A 15,232-nucleotide genomic window follows, 5' to 3' on the forward strand; every position below is an offset into this window, starting at 1 on the left:
CGGTGCGACACGAGGAGATCCGCATGTCCCCTGAACGATGGACACGCCCCGGAGACGAGACCGACACCGCGACCGGACCCCCTGCCGCTACCGCAGCGAAACCCACACGGGAGCAGGTGATCGCCGGTTTGCGCGCGACGAGTGAAGGTGGGGCTGACCTCGTTCAGCTCCTCAGCCCGGAAGGCCAGCGGGTCGAGCACCCCGCCTTCGACATCGATCTGACCGACGCGGAGCTGCGCGACCTGTACCGGGACATGGTGCTGGTGCGCCGCGCCGACCGGGAGGGCAACGCGCTCCAGCGCCAGGGGCAGCTCGGCATCTGGGTGCCGCTGCTGGGGCAGGAGGCCGCGCAGATCGGGGCCGGCCGCGCGCTGCGCTCGCAGGACATGGCCTTCCCGAGCTACCGGGAGCACGGCGTCGCGTGGTGCCGGGGCATCGACCCCACCGACCTGCTGGGCATCTTCCGCGGGACCGACCACGGCTCCTGGGACCCGATCGCCGCCGGGTTCCACCTGTACACGATCGTCATCGGCAACCAGTGCCTCAACGCCGCCGGGTACGCGATGGGCCAGCGCTTCGACGGCAAGGTCGGCGACGTCGACGGCGAGGCGACCATGGCGTTCTTCGGCGACGGCGCCACCAGCCAGGGCGACGTGCACGAGGCGATGGTGTGGGCGGCCGTCTACGACTCGCCGGTGGTGTTCTTCTGCCAGAACAATCAGTGGGCGATCTCCGAGCCGCTGGAGCGCCAGACCCGCGTCCCGATCTACCAGCGGGCCGCCGGCTACGGCTTCCCCGGCATCCGGGTGGACGGCAACGACGTGCTGGCCAGCCTCGCGGTCTCCCGGTGGGCGCTGGACGAGTGCCGCCAGGGCAACGGTCCGGTGCTCATCGAGGCCTACACCTACCGGATGGACGCGCACACCACCTCCGACGACCCGAGCCGCTACCGGCTCAGCGACGAGATGGAGGCGTGGAAGCTCAAGGACCCGATCGAGCGGCTGAAGGCGCACCTGCTGCGCGACCGGATCGCCGACGAGGACTTCGTGCGCTCGATCGACGCCGAGGCCGACGAGCTGGCGGCGCGGTTCCGGGACTTCTGCTTCAACATGCCCGAACCACCACCCGAGCGGATCTTCTCCGAGGTCTACGCGGAGGAGACGCCGCAGCTCGCCGGGCAGCGCGAGGACTACCTGCGCTACCTCGCCGGCTTCGCGGACGAGACGCTGGCGGGAGGTGTTCGCTGATGGCCGCGCCCGCGCTGGAGCGCCCGACCTCGGCGGAGTCGGGAACGCGCACGGTCACCATCGCCAAGGCCCTGAACATGGGGCTGCGGGCCGCGATGGAACGCGACCCGAAGGTGCTGGTGATGGGGGAGGACGTCGGCAAGCTCGGCGGCGTCTTCCGGATCACCGACGGCCTGCAGAAGGACTTCGGCGAGCACCGGGTGCTGGACACCCCGCTGGCCGAGTCCGGGATCATCGGCACCGCGATCGGCCTGGCCATCCGCGGCTACCGGCCGGTGTGCGAGATCCAGTTCGACGGGTTCATCTTCCCCGGCTTCGACCAGATCGTCTCCCAGCTCGCCAAGCTGCACTTCCGCAGCCAGGGCAAGGTGAAGGCGCCGATCGTGGTGCGGGTGCCGTTCGGCGGTGGGATCGGCGCGGTGGAGCACCACTCGGAGTCGCCCGAATCGCTGTTCGCGCACGTCGCCGGGCTCAAGGTGGTGTCCTGCTCGAACCCGGCCGACGCCTACTGGATGCTCCAGCAGGCCATCGACTGCGACGACCCGGTGCTGTTCTTCGAACCCAAGCGCCGCTACTACGAGAAGGCGGAGCTGGACCTGTCGGCCGCCCCGCCGCCGCTGCTCACCTCGCAGGTGCGGCGCACCGGGTCGAAGGTGACCGTGGCCGGGTACGGCCCGGTGATGCGGACCTGCCTGGACGCGGCGACCGCCGCCGAGGAGGAGGGCCTCGACCTGGAGGTCGTGGACCTGCGGACGCTGTCCCCGCTGGACCTGGCGCCGGTGTTCGAGTCGGTGCGCCGCACCGGTCGGCTGGTGCTAGTCAGCGAGGCGCCGTCGGAGTCGTCGGTGACCTCGGAGATCGCGACCCGGGTGCAGCAGGAGTGCTTCTACTCGCTGGAGGCACCGGTGCTGCGCGTAACCGGTTTCGACGCGCCGTACCCGCCGAGCAAGTTGGAGGAGGGCTTCCTGCCCGACCTCGACCGGGTGCTGGACGCGGTCGACCGCTCGCTCGCCTACTGATCCTGCTCGCGCGTTCAGCGGGCCCGCCGCGCGGCGGGCCCGCGAGGGAGTCGTCGATGGCACAGCTCAAGCACTTCCCCCTGCCCGACGTCGGGGAGGGGCTCACCGAAGCGGAGATCCTCGGCTGGAAGGTCCAGGCCGGGGACACCGTGACCGTCAACCAGGTCATCGTGGAGATCGAGACCGCGAAGGCCGCGGTCGAACTGCCGTGCCCGTGGGCGGGCACGGTGCACCAACTGCTCGTCGAACCGGGGCAGACGGTGGAGGTCGGGTCGCCGATCATCGCCATCGACCTGGACCCGGCCTCGGCGGAGGCCGCCGAGCAGCCCGCCGAGGAGGGCGAGTCCAACGGCCAGGTGGCCAACCTCGTCGGGTACGGGCCGCGGGCCAGCAGCGGCAAGCGCCGCCCGCGCAAGGCGGGCTCGGCCGGGGCCGCGCAGCAGGCGGTGCAGGGGGCCATGCAGGGCGCCGCACCGGCCGCCACCGAGGTCGCCGAGCCGGAACCGGCACCGGAGCCGCAGCCGACCGCCCCGCGCTCCGGCGGATACGTGCCGCTGGCCAAGCCGCCGGTGCGCAAGCTCGCCAAGGACCTCGGGGTGGACCTGCACGTGCTGCACGGGTCCGGCGACGGCGGCGTGATCACCCGCGAGGACGTGCGGACGGCCGCCGAGGAGGAGCCGGTGCGGGCCGGGGCCCGTGAACCCGGGGCTCGGGAGCCCGGCGCCCGTGAACGCAGGGTCCCGGTCAAGGGCGTCCGCAAGGCCACCGCGCAGGCGATGGTGGACAGCGCGTTCACCGCGCCGCACGTCACCGAGTTCCTCACCGTCGACGTGACGCCGATGATGGAGCTGCGCGAGCGGCTCAAGGCGCACCCGGGGTTCCGGGACGTGCGGGTCTCGCCGCTGGCCTTCGCGGCCAAGGCGGTGTGCCTGGCGGCGCGCCGGACCCCGGACGTCAACGCCACCTGGGACGAGCCGGCCGGGGAGATCGTCTACAAGGATTACGTGCACCTGGGGATCGCGGCGGCCACCCCGCGCGGTCTGGTGGTGCCCAAGGTCCGCGACGCCGACGGCATGTCGCTGCGCGAGCTGGCCGAAGCGCTGGAGCAGCTCACCGCCACCGCGCGGGAGGGCCGCACCTCGCCCGAGGCGCTGCGCGACGGGACGTTCACCATCACCAACGTCGGCGTCTTCGGCGTCGACACCGGAACGCCGATCCTCAACCCGGGTGAGTCGGCGATCCTGGCGCTGGGCGCGGTCCGGGACATGCCGTGGGTGGTCGACGGCCAGGTGGTGCCGCGCAAGGTCTGCCAGCTCGCGCTGAGCTTCGACCACCGCGTGGTGGACGGCGAGCAGGGCTCCCGCTTCCTCGCCGACGTCGGCGCCCTGCTGTCCGACCCGAGCATGGCCATCACCTACTGACCACGTCCGGGTGGTCCGGGCCAGGTGAGGGGCACCCTTGCCCGAGCAAGGAGTCCTTTCAGCATGCGGCGGAGCCGCATGCGGTGAGGCCGTCAACCGGCACCGCCGCTCGTGCTCGGACGTGACCGCTCAGCGGCCTTCTCGCGAGGACGCCCTGACGCTGTGTACGTGGTTGGTACATGAGAAAGGGCACCCGGAGCGAGAAGGCCGCTGAGGTTCCGCCACCCGCACCGCTACGCAGGCCATTGGCGAAAGCACTCAGCACCCTTCCGGGTGAGTCAGGTGCGGTGGTGCTCCTCGATGCCGCGGTCGGGGGTCCAGCGGCGGATCACCAGGTGGGTCCGCTCCGGGCTGAGGCCGGTGGTGACGACCTCGGCGAGGTCCAGGCGGAACAGGTGGGAGTCCGCGCTCGGCGGCCGCACCTGCGCCACCCACTCGCGGTGCTCGGCGCCGGTGACCTCGACCGCGGTCCCGGCCAGCTTGCAGTCCGGCCCGTCGGCCAGCTCGTCGGCCGGATCGGCGTGAACCGCGCACCGCCCGTCGCGGCGCAGGTCCAGCGCCTTGCGGGAGCGCGGCATCGAGCCGAGCACCAGGTCGGTGCCCCGCCAGTCGAGCTCGGTGCCGCTGACCCGGGGCGAGCCGTCCGCCCGCAGCGTCGCGAGCACGTGGTGCCGGTGCGCGGTCAGCCGCGCGCGGACCGCGGCGGCCATGTCGGGTGCTCGCCCTTCGAATTCCTGCCACGTGACCATGCCGGTCATCGTGCTGGCGATACCGGACGTCCGCTGTCGTGCTTCCGGCGGGCGGGCCCGCGCCCGCGGGCGGACCCGCCCGCCGGGCTCACTCCGGCTTGCGGCGGCGGCCGCCCTTGCGCGGTGACTCGGCGCCGTCGTCATCCGCGGCGCCCTCGTCCTCGGCGAGGTCGAAGGCGTGCTGGTCGAAGTCGTGGATGTCGAGCTGCGGCAGCCCGAGTTCGGCGGTCAGTTCGCCGAAGATCGGCGTGTTCGGGTCTGACGTGGTCTTGCTCATGGATCGGCCCTCCCAGATCGCTGTGCCGACGACCGGAGCGGAGGTCTCCGGTCAGCTCGTGGCCCGCCGGACCGGTGGAGGCAGGCGGACCGAATACGGTACTCACCCGTTCGGCCTAACATGTTCGCCGCCCCCGAACCGGACCCGATCATGGTCCCCCGCGAATCGTGCACCGGGCGAGTACAACCAGCGACTCGGGACGGCCATTCCGCGGCGTGTCGAACGCCACTCCCCGCTCGCTGCCTGATCGTGCTACTCGCGCGGCGCGGCGGGCGAGACCCGATCACCATCAGCAGCGGTCGGTGCTTCCCCCGCCGTGGCCGGCCCCCGTGCCGGTCACCCAGGGCGCCGCGGGCCGTATCCCACGCTGCGGCCCGCGGCGCCCGCTCACCCGGTCGCCTCGGCGCGGGTCCGCGCGGTGGTGCGATCCGGGTGCAGCCGGTCCAGCTCGGCGTTGACCGCGGCGCCGACCAGCACCGCGAGCGCGGTCACGTAGACCCACAGCAGCACCGCGATCGGGGCGGACAGGGCGCCGTAGAGCGGGCTGTTCTCGATGGTCAGCGCCAGGTAGCCGCGCAGGCCGGCGCTGCCGCCGACCCACACCAGCAGGGCCACCGCGGCGCCGGGCAGGTGCTCCCGCCACGGCGTGCGGACCGGCACCGACAGCGCGTAGAGCGTCGCCAGGAACAGCGTGGACAGCAGCAGCACCGCGGGCCAGTACACCCACCGGATCAGCGCGTCTGCGGCGGGCAGGAGCTGGACCAGCACGTTCGGCCCGACGGCGAGCAGCGGCACCAGGGCGACCCCGGCGACCAGTCCGAGCGCGTAGAGCGCGACGGACATGGCCCGCTGCCGGATCACACCGCGCTGCCCGCTGAGGTCGTAGAGCACGGTGATCGCGTCGATGTAGACGTTCAGCGCCCGGGACCCGGACCACAGCGCCACCACGAAGCCGGCCGCGCTGACCCCGGCGCGCCCGGTGCCGAGCACGTCGTCCAACGCCGGGCGCACCACCTCGGCGACCGACTGCGGCGAGAGCACCGCGCCGGCCCCGCCGAGGAGCAGCTCCCGGGTCTGGCCGAGGGTGTCGGCGCCGAGCGCCCCGGCGAGGTAGCCGAGCAGCCCGACGAGCCCGAGCAGCAGCGGCGGCAGCGAGAGCAGCGTGAAGAACGCCGCCTCACCCGCCAGCCCGGTGATCCGGTTGCGCGAGCTGGTCACGACGGTGCCGACCGCGAGCCGACCGGCGGCGGTCCGCCCGGCCCACCGCGCCGCGCCCGCCAACCGGCCCTCGGTCAGCCGTGCCGCCCACATCCGCGCTCCCGTCCCCGACGTCCGTTCCGCCCCCCCTGCTGATTCCCGGTGACCCCCGCGCGTCACGGTGTAGTGACGCAGATCACGTAACTTGGAGGGCATCGCGTTGCCCGGTCGGCGGTGCCCGCGCGGCCGGAACGATCACCGCGCGCCCACGCCGGGGTAACCGTTGTCCGCCTTGCGCCTCCCGGCCCGGCGCTGGTAACCGGCGGTGCGCGATTCGCGATTCCGCACTAGCCGGGAGTGACCGGAAATGGTCCGTTCCGGCCACGGCCGCGGCATTCGAATGAGCACGGGGGTCGGCTGGACGGTCAAGATCGGCATCGCTAGAGTTCGTCGCGTCCACAGCGATTCCCCGCGGCGATTGGCATGGAGGGCACCCATGACAACGCGCGACGGCAGTGGTCGCCCGGGGCCCGGTGCGACCGGGTCCGACGGCGTCCCGGCAGCACGGCGGGAACGTGCGCGGCACCCATTCCGCGCCTTCTCCGGAACGAAGGACCGCTTTCACAATGGTGTGCGTGGCGGTGCCGTTGCCGGTGTCGGTGGCGGTGCAAGTTGGCGGCCTCACCGCAAAGCGGCTCCGCCGAGTTCTGAAAAGACCCCTGAACACGAATAGCCTCCGCGAATTCACCGGAATCCGCGTCCCGCAATTCACGCCACCCCCGGGGGTGCGCGGTTGAATCGACCTGACCAACCGGTTCTCCGCGCACCCGAACTCACTGCGTCCGGTCCGCGCCACACCCCGGATGAGTGAGCGGCGAGGGGCGCCCCCGTCCTCGGATCTCCGACGGGGGCGCCTCCCGCCTCCCGCCTCGATCGTGAACTGAGTGAGGGGCCCCTCACCTACGTCATCGCGTCAGCCGCGAGCCCGCACCGTTTTGCAGTGCGACCGCTACGCGCGTGCCGGGAGGGCGATCTCGCCGTGGGCGGCCCGCTGCGCGATGTCGGTGCGGTAGTGCGCGCCGGGTAGGTGGACCCGGGAGACCCGGTGGTAGACCTCGGTGCGCGCGGCCTCCAGGTCGGGGCCGGTGGCCACCACGGACAGCACCCGGCCGCCCGCCGACAGCACCGCGCCGTCCTCCCGGCGCCGGGTGCCGGAGTGCAGCACGCCCGGCGCGTCGCCGCCCTGGATGGTGTCGTCGACGCGCGGCCGGCCCGGGTAGCCCTCGGCGGCCAGCACCACCGCGACCGCGTAGCCCGGTTCCCACACCAGCGGCGGCTGCGCGGCGAGCTCGCCGGTGGCCACGGCGTGCAGCACGGTCGCCAGCGGCGTCTGGAGCAGCGCCAGCACGGCCTGGGTCTCGGGGTCGCCGAACCGGCAGTTGAACTCGATGACCTGCGGTCCGTCCGAGGTCAGCGCCAGGCCCGCGTAGAGCAGGCCGCTGAAGGTCGCCCCGCGCCGGTCCAGCTCGTCGACGGTGGGCTGCACGACGGTGCGCACCACCTCGTCGACCAAGCCCTCCGGCGCCCACGGCAGCGGCGCGTAGGCGCCCATGCCGCCGGTGTTGGGCCCGGCGTCGTCGTCGCCGACCCGCTTGAAGTCCTGGGCGGGCACCAGCGGCACCACCGTCGTGCCGTCGACGAAGCAGAACAGGGACGCCTCGGGGCCGTCCAGGAAGCTTTCCAGCAGCACCGGGTGGCCGCCGTCGAGCAGCGTCAGCGCGTGCGCCCGCGCGGCGTCGAAGTCGCGGGTGACCAGCACGCCCTTGCCCGCGGCCAGCCCGTCGTCCTTGACCACCCAGGTGGGGCCGAAGCGGGCCAGCGCGGCGTCCAGCTTCGCCGGGTTGTCCACGATCTCGCTCTGCGCGGTCGGCACCCCGGCCGCCTCCATGACGTCCTTGGCGAACGCCTTCGAGCCCTCGATGCGGGCGGCGGCCCCGGACGGCCCGAAGCAGGGGATGCCCGCTTCGCGCACCGCGTCGGCCGCCCCGGCGACCAGCGGCACCTCGGGCCCGAAGACCACCAGGTCGGCGTGCCAGCGGGTCGCCAGGTCGACGACCTGGCGCGGTTTGGCCGCGTCGACGGCGTAGGACTCGGCGAGCGCGGCTGTCCCGGCGTTGCCCGGGGCGCAGGCGAGCGCGGTCACCTGCGGGTCGCGGGAGAGCGCCAGCACGATCGCGTGTTCCCGGCCGCCGGCACCGATCACGAGGATTCGCACGAACCGCAGCGTAGAGCGTGGGACGCGGCGCGGTGGCCAGGCCCCCGACTACCGCGCGTGGTGATGCTGTCCTCGTTCGTTCACCCGGGTGTCGCCCGAACGCTCGCGGACGGTCGATTGCGGAGCGCAGGGTTCTGGCCGAACGTGCGACTGCCGGTCGCAGCGCGCGACCCGCACCGACAGGAGGTCACCCCATGACGATCCCGGCTCGACTGACGGCGCTGGCCGTCACCGGGGCGGCGGTGCTGGGCCTGGTCGCCCAGACCGGCGCGAGCGCGGCCCCCGTCCGGCCGCCGCACCAGCACGTGGACGAGATCGACGTCTACGGCCACCGGGGCGCCTCCGGCTACCGGCCCGAGCACACCCTCGCCGCCTACGAGCTCGCCGCCCGGATGGGCGCCGACTTCATCGAGCCGGACCTGGTGCCGACCAAGGACGGCCACCTCGTCGCCCGGCACGAGAACGAGATCAGCGGCACCACCGACGTCGCCGAGCGCCCGGAGTTCGCCGACCGCAAGACCACCAAGGTCATCGACGGCACCGCGATCACCGGCTGGTTCACCGAGGACTTCACCCTCGCCGAGCTCAAGACGCTGCGCGCCGTGGAGCGCATCCCCGAACTGCGACCGAACAACACGATCTACGACGGCCGGTTCGAGGTCCCCACCCTCCAGGAGGTGCTGGACCTGCGCGCCCGGCTCTCCCGCGAGCTCGGCCGCGAGATCGGCGTCGCGCCCGAGACCAAGCACCCCAGCTACTTCGCCGCCATCGGGCTGCCGCTGGAACCGAAGCTGGCCGACGTGCTCGACCGCAACCGGCTCAACCACCCGCGCGCCAAGGTCGCCGTGCAGTCCTTCGAGGTCGGCAACCTGAAGCGGCTCGACCGGGAGGTGCGGGTCCGGCTGGTGCAGCTGATCAGCTCCAGCGGCGCCCCGCAGGACTTCATCGAGGCCGGTGACCCGCGCACCTACGCCGACCTGGTCACCCCCGAGGGGCTGCGGGAGATCGCCGGCTACGCCGACGTCATCGGGCCGGACACCGAGGTCGTGCTGCCGGTCGACGAGCGGGGCTTCCTCACCGAGCCCACCGAGGTGGTGGCCGACGCGCACCGCGCCGGTCTGGACGTCGTGCCCTACACCGTCCGCGCCGAGAACGAGTTCCTGCCCGCCGACTTCCGGTCCTCCGCCGACCCGGCCGCCTACGGCGACGTGTTCGCCTTCTACGAGGCGCTGTTCGACCAGGGCATCGACGGGATCTTCAGCGACCACCCGGACACCGCCGTGCTCGCCGCCCAGGAGCACGCGCGGCGCTGACCGCAACCGGGCGCGACGGCCACCGGGCGGCCTAACCTCCGCGCAGGAGGTGACGCCCGGTGGCCGCACTGCTGCTCGTGCTGATCGGTGCCCTGCTGGTCACGGCGGTGGCGCGCAGCCGCGAGATCGCGGCCCCGCTGCTGCTCGTGCTCGTCGGGCTGGCCGTGTCGCTGATCCCGGGCGTCGACGAACCGCACATCCCGCCCGAGGCGCTGCTGACCGTGGTGCTGCCGCCGCTGCTCTACGCCGCGGCGCTGGAGAGCTCCTACCTGAACTTCCGGGCCCGCATCCGGCCGATCGCGCACCACGGCGTGCTCCAAGTCGTCGTCACCACCGCGGTCATCGGCTGGATCGCCTCCGTGCTGGTGCCGGAGCTGCCGCTGTCCTCCGCGCTGGTGCTCGGCGCCGTGGTCGCCCCGCCCGACGCGGTGACCGCCGCGGCCATCGGCCGCCAGCTCAAACTGCCGCGCGGCATCATGACGGTGCTCGGCGGCGAGAGCCTGATCAACGACGCCGCCGCGCTCACGCTCTACCGGATGGCCATCGCCGCCGTCGCCGGCACCGCGCCCAGCTTCGCGCACGGCGCCGGGATGTTCGCCCTGGCCGTGGGCGTCGGGGTCCTCGTCGGGCTGCTGCTGGGGGTGCTCGCCCACACCGCCCGCACCCACGTGCCGGACGTGCTGGTGTCCACCGTGCTCGGCGTGCTGGTGCCGTTCGTCGCCTACCTGCTGGCCGAGCAGTTCCACGGCTCCGGGGTGCTCGCGGTGGTCACCGCCGGGCTCTACGTCGGGCACAACCAGCCGCGCGCGCGGTCGGCGGGCCGGTTGCAGGAGCAGACCGTGTGGGCGTCGATCAACCTGCTGCTGGAGAGCCTGGTGTTCGCCCTGATCGGGCTCCAGCTCCACGAGGTCGTCAACGAGGTGGGCCAGCGCCGCGACATCGGCCTGCTGGTCGTCGACGGACTCCTGCTGCTGCTGGCCACGATGGCCTTCCGGGTGCTGTGGATGTACGGGTCGAACCTGGTCCCCGGGCTGCCCGCGCTGGTGCGGCGCGGTGACACCGGCGGGCGGTGGCGGCGCACGGCGGTGCTGTCCTGGACCGGGATGCGCGGCGTGGTGACCCTGGCCGCCGCGGGCGCCGTCCCCTACACCACGGCCGACGGCGCGGAGTTCCCCGCGCGCAACGCCATCCAGTTCCTCGCGTTCGTGATCACCGTGGGCACCATCCTGATCCAGGGGACCACGCTGCCGTGGGTGATCCGGCGGCTGCGGGTGTCCGACCCGCAGGAGACCGAGCGCGACGACCGCGCCGAGGCCGGCGCCCGCCGCACCGCGACCGCCGCCGCGCTGCGCCACCTCGACGAGCTGCGCCCGGCCGACCTCGGCTACGACGAGCAGCGCTTCCACCGCGTCGTCAACCGGATGAAGGGGCTGATCGAGCACCAGGGGATGACCGCGGCCGAGCAGATCGGCCGCACCCCCGCCGAACGCGCCGACACCACCGGCAAGAAGTTCGCCGAGCTGCGCCGCGACCTGCTCGAAGTGGAACGCCGCGCGATGGCCGACGAGCGCGACGCGGGCCGCATCGACGACGAGGTCCTGCGCCGCGTGCTCCGCGAACTCGACATGCAGGAAGCCGCCCTCGACTCCTCCTGGCGCAACCGCTGACCCACCCGCGAACGCGGGTGAGGGGCACCTTCATCCGACCATGCCGGAGGTGCCCCTCGCCCAAAACACGATCAGGTGAGGCAAGCGGCGAAGCCGCTTCCAGCCCACGCACGCGCCGAACGGAACCCCGTCAGGCAAGCGGCGCCAGCCGCTTCCGCACTACCCCACCCTCGCAACTTGCACCGCCGCGGGTCCTCAGCGGTCTTCTCGCGAGGACGCCCTGACGCTGTGTACGCGCTTGTACATGAGGAAGGGCGCCCGGAGCGAGCAGGCCGCTGAGGTTCCGCCACCCGCACCACCAAGCTCAAGCCATGGTGTGGCGGACGATTGTCTGGTCCCTGCCCGGGCCCACTCCGATGGCCGACATCCGGGCGCCGGAGAGCTCCTCCAGGCGCAGCACGTAGGACCGGGCGTTGGCGGGCAGGTCCTCGAAGGTGCGGGCGTGGCTGATGTCCTCCCACCAGCCCGGCATCTCCTCGTACACCGGCACCGCGTGGTGCACGCCGGTCTGGGTCATCGGCATCTCGGTGACCCGCTCGCCGTCGACGTCGTAGGCCACGCACACCGGGATGGTCTCCAGGCCGGAGAGCACGTCGAGCTTGGTGAGGAAGTAGTCGGTGATGCCGTTGACCCGGGTCGCGTAGCGCGCGATGACCGAGTCGAACCAGCCGGTGCGCCGCGAGCGGCCGGTGGTGACGCCGAACTCGCCGCCCTGCTTGCGCAGGTTCTCGCCGGCCTCGTCGGTCAGCTCGGTGGGGAACGGGCCGGCGCCGACCCGCGTCGTGTACGCCTTGAGGATGCCGATCACCGCGTTGATCCGGGTCGGCCCGATGCCCGATCCGGCGCTGGCGCCGCCCGCCGTGGGGTTCGAGGAGGTGACGAACGGGTAGGTGCCGTGGTCGACGTCGAGCAGGGTGCCCTGCGAGCCTTCCAGCAGCACGGTCTCGCCGCGCTCCAGCGCCTGGTTGATCTCCAGCTTGGTGTCGGCGATCCGGGAGGCGAACCGCTCGGCCTGGCCGAGCACCGTGTCCACCACCTCGTCGACGTCCAGCGCGCGCCGGTTGTAGACCTTGACCAGGATCTGGTTCTTGACGTCGAGGGCGGCCTCGACCTTCTGCCGCAGGATCTTCTCGTCCAGCAGGTCCTGGGCGCGGACCCCGACCCGGGCGATCTTGTCCTGGTAGCAGGGCCCGATGCCGCGGCCGGTGGTGCCGATCTGCTTCTTGCCCAGGTAGCGCTCGGTGACCCGGTCGATCGCCACGTGGTACGGCATGATCAGGTGCGCGTCGGCGGACAGCAGCAGGCGGGAGGTGTCCACGCCGCGCTCCTCCAGCCCGGCGAGCTCCTCCAGCAGCACGCCCGGGTCGACCACCACGCCGTTGCCGATCACGTTGGTCACGCCGGGCGTCAGGATGCCCGACGGGATCAGGTGCAGCGCGAAGTCCTGCCCGTCCGGCAGCACCACGGTGTGACCCGCGTTGTTGCCGCCCTGGTAGCGGACGACCCACTGCGCCTGCTCGCCGAGCAGATCGGTCGCCTTACCCTTGCCCTCGTCGCCCCATTGGGCTCCGATCAGCACGATCGCCGGCATCTGCAACTCCAAACCGGGCGGGGAAGCCGCCAACGTGTCCGACCACTGCCGGTCGATCAGGGTAAACCAGGAGCAGAACGTGAGTACCACCGCATTGTCCTGCGGAAACGACCACCGCGCAGAGCGCCCGTCCGGTCACGGTGTGCGATGGACCGAGGTACCGGCCGTGCCGGGGCGCGCCGAGATCGATCCGCTGCTCGACGCCGGGCGGATCGTGGTGCACGGCACCGACGCCGACCTCGCCGCCGTGGTGCTGCGGATGCTGCGCAAGCAGCGGCTCGCGGACCTGGTCGTGGCCTACGTGCCGGTGGCCGACTCCCCGGTCGCGCGGCTGTGGGGGCTCACCCCGGGCGACCTGGACCGCGCGATGACCGCGCCCGGCCGTCCGGCGCCGCTGGTCCGGGACGACTCCGGCGGGGTGCTGCTGGGCTCCGGCGTCGTCACCCCGATCACCGGCCAGGTCTACTGCGACGACCAGCGGGTGCTCAACGGGCCGGCGCGGCGCCTGGTGGTCTCGCCCGATCCGGCGGCGACCCCGCTGCCCGAGTCGACCTCGGACCCGCTGAGCACCCAGCTCGAACCGGCCACCGACGGACTGCTGGTCACCGCGGTGCGGCGCGGGTTGCTGCGCAGGCAGCAGGTCGCGCGCGGGCGCGCGGTGCAGGCGAGCTTCCGCGCCGCGACCGTGCACCGCGACGGCCTGGCGCACCCGCGCCCGGCGGAGAAGTGGGTCTGGTACCGGCACACCGAGGACCTGCTGCTGGCCCGGTGATGGTGTGGTGGTCTTTTTGCGTGGCGGTGCGGGTGGCGGAACCTCAGCTTGCCTGACTGTGGTGCCGATCGGCGCGTGCGTGCGGACGCGGCTGGCACCGCTTGTCTGGTGGCGGTCCTTGGTTGGTCGCTGGGGTGGGTGATGTGGGACTGCGCCATCGGTGGCGGTTTCACGTCAGGTCACCTGGTCGACACGCTCGGGCATTGCTCCGTCCACCGGGCTCGGTCATCGTCTGATCAGGCCGATCGCCTGATACGACGCTCACTCGGAGGCACCCATGGCAGTCCACCGATCGTTGCGCGCGACCCTCACCGCCCTCCCGCTCACGGCCCTGCTCGGCCTGGCGCCGGCCTCCTCGGCCGTGGCCGAGCCGCCCGGCATCCCGACGCCCGGGACCGCGAAGTCCCAGCTCGCCGAGCTCACCGTCGCCCCCGAAGGTTCCATGGACGGCTACAGCCGGGACCGCTTCCCGCACTGGAGCGCCCACCCGGACAACTGCAACACCCGCGAGGAGGTGCTCAAGCGCGACGGCGACGGCGTGCAGGTGGGCACCGACTGCTACCCGACCGCCGGGTCCTGGTTCAGCCCCTACGACGGCGCCACCTGGCAGCAGCCCTCCGATGTGGACATCGACCACGTGGTGCCGCTGGCCGCCGCGTGGCGCTCCGGCGCGGCCGACTGGACCGACGACCGCCGCGAGCAGTTCGCCAACGACCTCGACGGCCCGCAGCTCATCGCCGTCACCGACAACGTGAACCAGAGCAAGGGCGACCAGACGCCGGACGAGTGGATGCCGCCGGAGGCCGGCTACCACTGCACCTACGCCGCGATGTGGATCGCCACCAAGCACAAGTGGCAGCTCACCGTCTCCGACGCCGAGAAGTCCAGCCTGGAGAGCACGCTCAGCGGGTGCTGACGCACCGACGGGGGGAGGTTCCCGATGGCCGCGGAGGTGCTGCGCTCCTCGCTGACCGCGCCCCCGGGCGGGGTGCGGACCGACGAGGTCGGCGTGATCACCGGTGACCTCGAACTCGCCACCGAGTGCGAGGCCGGTGCGGTGGTGGTGTGGTTGCGCTACGCGGGCGCCGACGAGTGGTACCGGATCTCCGGCGCCGACGTCGAGCTGCACGACGCGCGCGACCACGCCGCCCTGCACCGCGCCCTCGCCGCCGTCCTGCACCGGCCCGCGGGCTGACGGCGCCGGCTGACCGGGCGCTCAGTCGAGCATCGCGGTGGCCTGCACCTCGACCAGGTGCTCGGGCACGTCCAGCGCCGCGACGCCCAGCATGGTCAGCGGCGGGACGGCGGTGGTCCCCAGCGCCTCCTTGGCCCGGGCGATGCCCGCCAGCAGCACGGGCATCTTGTCCGGGTGCCAGTCGACGACGTAGAGGGACAGCCGCACCACGTCGTCGAAGGTCCCGCCGACCGCGGCCAGCGCGGTGCCGACGTTGCGGTAGCAGCGCTCGACCTGCGCCGCGAGGTCGCCCGCGCCGACCACGACCTCGTCGGCGTCCCAGGAGACCTGCCCGGCGATGGAGACCAGCTTCGTCCCCGTCGCGATCGACACGTGCCGGTAGATGTCGATCTCCGGCAATCCGGCGGGGTGCACCGTGCTCACGGCCATGCTGTCGCCCTCCTCGTTCGAGACCACGCGGTCTCTTGCGGTTACTCGATCACCGTAGGAGAGTGTGCGCTGACGTGGAA

The 15,232-nt window shown here is 72.7% G+C and carries 14 protein-coding genes; 8 read left to right on the top strand and 6 right to left on the bottom strand.

The window, feature by feature from the left end; genetic code table 11:
* The first annotated feature begins 23 nt into the window (after nucleotides 1-23).
* The 3 genes from pdhA to ACQP0T_RS27425 are packed head-to-tail and all read left to right on the top strand — an operon-like array spanning nucleotide 24 to nucleotide 3,687.
* Nucleotides 24-1,247: a pyruvate dehydrogenase (acetyl-transferring) E1 component subunit alpha gene (gene pdhA / locus ACQP0T_RS27415; RefSeq protein ID WP_433870616.1), complete on the top strand. Its 1,224-nt coding sequence runs from the start codon at nucleotides 24-26 to the stop codon at nucleotides 1,245-1,247.
* Nucleotides 1,247-2,266, top strand: coding sequence for an alpha-ketoacid dehydrogenase subunit beta (locus ACQP0T_RS27420; protein WP_433870617.1), 1,020 nt, complete (start codon nucleotides 1,247-1,249; stop codon nucleotides 2,264-2,266). Before pdhA ends, ACQP0T_RS27420 begins: the two co-directional genes overlap by 1 nt.
* 56 nt (nucleotides 2,267-2,322) lie before the next feature.
* Nucleotides 2,323-3,687, top strand: a complete 1,365-nt coding sequence (locus ACQP0T_RS27425; protein ID WP_433870618.1) for a dihydrolipoamide acetyltransferase family protein — start codon at nucleotides 2,323-2,325, stop codon at nucleotides 3,685-3,687.
* Between the two features lie 278 nt (nucleotides 3,688-3,965).
* Here ACQP0T_RS27425 and ACQP0T_RS27430 read toward each other — a convergent pair whose 3' ends face one another.
* From ACQP0T_RS27430 to purD, 4 genes are all read right to left on the bottom strand, one after another.
* A complete protein-coding gene (locus ACQP0T_RS27430; protein ID WP_433870619.1) occupies nucleotides 3,966-4,436 on the bottom strand; it encodes a pyridoxamine 5'-phosphate oxidase family protein in 471 nt (156 codons plus the stop codon).
* Nucleotides 4,437-4,524: 88 nt separating this feature from the next.
* Entirely contained in the window at nucleotides 4,525-4,713 is a 189-nt protein-coding gene (locus ACQP0T_RS27435; protein ID WP_433870620.1) for a hypothetical protein, read from the bottom strand.
* Nucleotides 4,714-5,100: 387 nt separating this feature from the next.
* A complete protein-coding gene (locus tag ACQP0T_RS27440; protein ID WP_433870621.1) occupies nucleotides 5,101-6,024 on the bottom strand; it encodes a YihY/virulence factor BrkB family protein in 924 nt (307 codons plus the stop codon).
* Between the two features lie 895 nt (nucleotides 6,025-6,919).
* The gene (gene purD, locus ACQP0T_RS27445; RefSeq protein WP_433870622.1) at nucleotides 6,920-8,185 is read right to left on the bottom strand and encodes a phosphoribosylamine--glycine ligase; all 1,266 of its coding nucleotides are present in this window, start codon (nucleotides 8,183-8,185) and stop codon (nucleotides 6,920-6,922) included.
* 194 nt (nucleotides 8,186-8,379) lie between these two features.
* Here purD and ACQP0T_RS27450 point away from each other — a divergent pair, with 194 nt between their 5' ends.
* Together ACQP0T_RS27450 and ACQP0T_RS27455 are read left to right on the top strand one after the other, a co-directional pair.
* Complete coding sequence (locus ACQP0T_RS27450; RefSeq protein ID WP_433870623.1) at nucleotides 8,380-9,498, top strand: glycerophosphodiester phosphodiesterase; 1,119 nt, start codon at nucleotides 8,380-8,382, stop codon at nucleotides 9,496-9,498.
* 59 nt (nucleotides 9,499-9,557) lie between these two features.
* Complete coding sequence (locus ACQP0T_RS27455; RefSeq protein WP_433870624.1) at nucleotides 9,558-11,165, top strand: Na+/H+ antiporter; 1,608 nt, start codon at nucleotides 9,558-9,560, stop codon at nucleotides 11,163-11,165.
* Between the two features lie 304 nt (nucleotides 11,166-11,469).
* Here ACQP0T_RS27455 and ACQP0T_RS27460 read toward each other — a convergent pair whose 3' ends face one another.
* Entirely contained in the window at nucleotides 11,470-12,756 is a 1,287-nt protein-coding gene (locus ACQP0T_RS27460) for an adenylosuccinate synthase (RefSeq protein WP_345360473.1), read from the bottom strand.
* Between the two features lie 166 nt (nucleotides 12,757-12,922).
* On the opposite strand from ACQP0T_RS27460, the gene ACQP0T_RS27465 reads away from it, so the two are divergent.
* From ACQP0T_RS27465 to ACQP0T_RS27475, 3 genes are all read left to right on the top strand, one after another.
* The gene (locus tag ACQP0T_RS27465) at nucleotides 12,923-13,528 is read left to right on the top strand and encodes a hypothetical protein (protein WP_433870625.1); all 606 of its coding nucleotides are present in this window, start codon (nucleotides 12,923-12,925) and stop codon (nucleotides 13,526-13,528) included.
* A gap of 277 nt (nucleotides 13,529-13,805) precedes the next feature.
* Nucleotides 13,806-14,444: an HNH endonuclease family protein gene (locus tag ACQP0T_RS27470; RefSeq protein ID WP_433870626.1), complete on the top strand. Its 639-nt coding sequence runs from the start codon at nucleotides 13,806-13,808 to the stop codon at nucleotides 14,442-14,444.
* Nucleotides 14,445-14,468: 24 nt separating this feature from the next.
* Nucleotides 14,469-14,723 (top strand): hypothetical protein, encoded by a 255-nt coding sequence (locus ACQP0T_RS27475; RefSeq protein ID WP_433870627.1) that lies wholly within the window; start codon nucleotides 14,469-14,471, stop codon nucleotides 14,721-14,723.
* A 21-nt stretch (nucleotides 14,724-14,744) separates the two neighbouring features.
* Here the strand turns inward: ACQP0T_RS27475 and ACQP0T_RS27480 are convergent, their stop codons facing one another.
* Nucleotides 14,745-15,152, bottom strand: coding sequence for a RidA family protein (locus ACQP0T_RS27480; RefSeq protein ID WP_433870628.1), 408 nt, complete (start codon nucleotides 15,150-15,152; stop codon nucleotides 14,745-14,747).
* Nucleotides 15,153-15,232 lie beyond the last annotated feature (80 nt).

The organism is Saccharopolyspora sp. CA-218241 (assembly GCF_050954615.1).
GTDB lineage: Bacteria > Actinomycetota > Actinomycetes > Mycobacteriales > Pseudonocardiaceae > Saccharopolyspora > Saccharopolyspora cebuensis.

Coding starts and splice junctions, on each gene's coding strand:
- pdhA (WP_433870616.1), top strand. CDS start 24: ATGTCCCCTGAACGATGGACACGCCCCGGAGACGAGACCGACACCGCG.
- ACQP0T_RS27420 (WP_433870617.1), top strand. CDS start 1,247: ATGGCCGCGCCCGCGCTGGAGCGCCCGACCTCGGCGGAGTCGGGAACG.
- ACQP0T_RS27425 (WP_433870618.1), top strand. CDS start 2,323: ATGGCACAGCTCAAGCACTTCCCCCTGCCCGACGTCGGGGAGGGGCTC.
- ACQP0T_RS27430 (WP_433870619.1), bottom strand. CDS start 4,436: ATGGTCACGTGGCAGGAATTCGAAGGGCGAGCACCCGACATGGCCGCC.
- ACQP0T_RS27435 (WP_433870620.1), bottom strand. CDS start 4,713: ATGAGCAAGACCACGTCAGACCCGAACACGCCGATCTTCGGCGAACTG.
- ACQP0T_RS27440 (WP_433870621.1), bottom strand. CDS start 6,024: ATGTGGGCGGCACGGCTGACCGAGGGCCGGTTGGCGGGCGCGGCGCGG.
- ACQP0T_RS27450 (WP_433870623.1), top strand. CDS start 8,380: ATGACGATCCCGGCTCGACTGACGGCGCTGGCCGTCACCGGGGCGGCG.
- ACQP0T_RS27460 (WP_345360473.1), bottom strand. CDS start 12,756: ATGCCGGCGATCGTGCTGATCGGAGCCCAATGGGGCGACGAGGGCAAG.
- ACQP0T_RS27470 (WP_433870626.1), top strand. CDS start 13,806: ATGGCAGTCCACCGATCGTTGCGCGCGACCCTCACCGCCCTCCCGCTC.
- ACQP0T_RS27475 (WP_433870627.1), top strand. CDS start 14,469: ATGGCCGCGGAGGTGCTGCGCTCCTCGCTGACCGCGCCCCCGGGCGGG.
- ACQP0T_RS27480 (WP_433870628.1), bottom strand. CDS start 15,152: ATGGCCGTGAGCACGGTGCACCCCGCCGGATTGCCGGAGATCGACATC.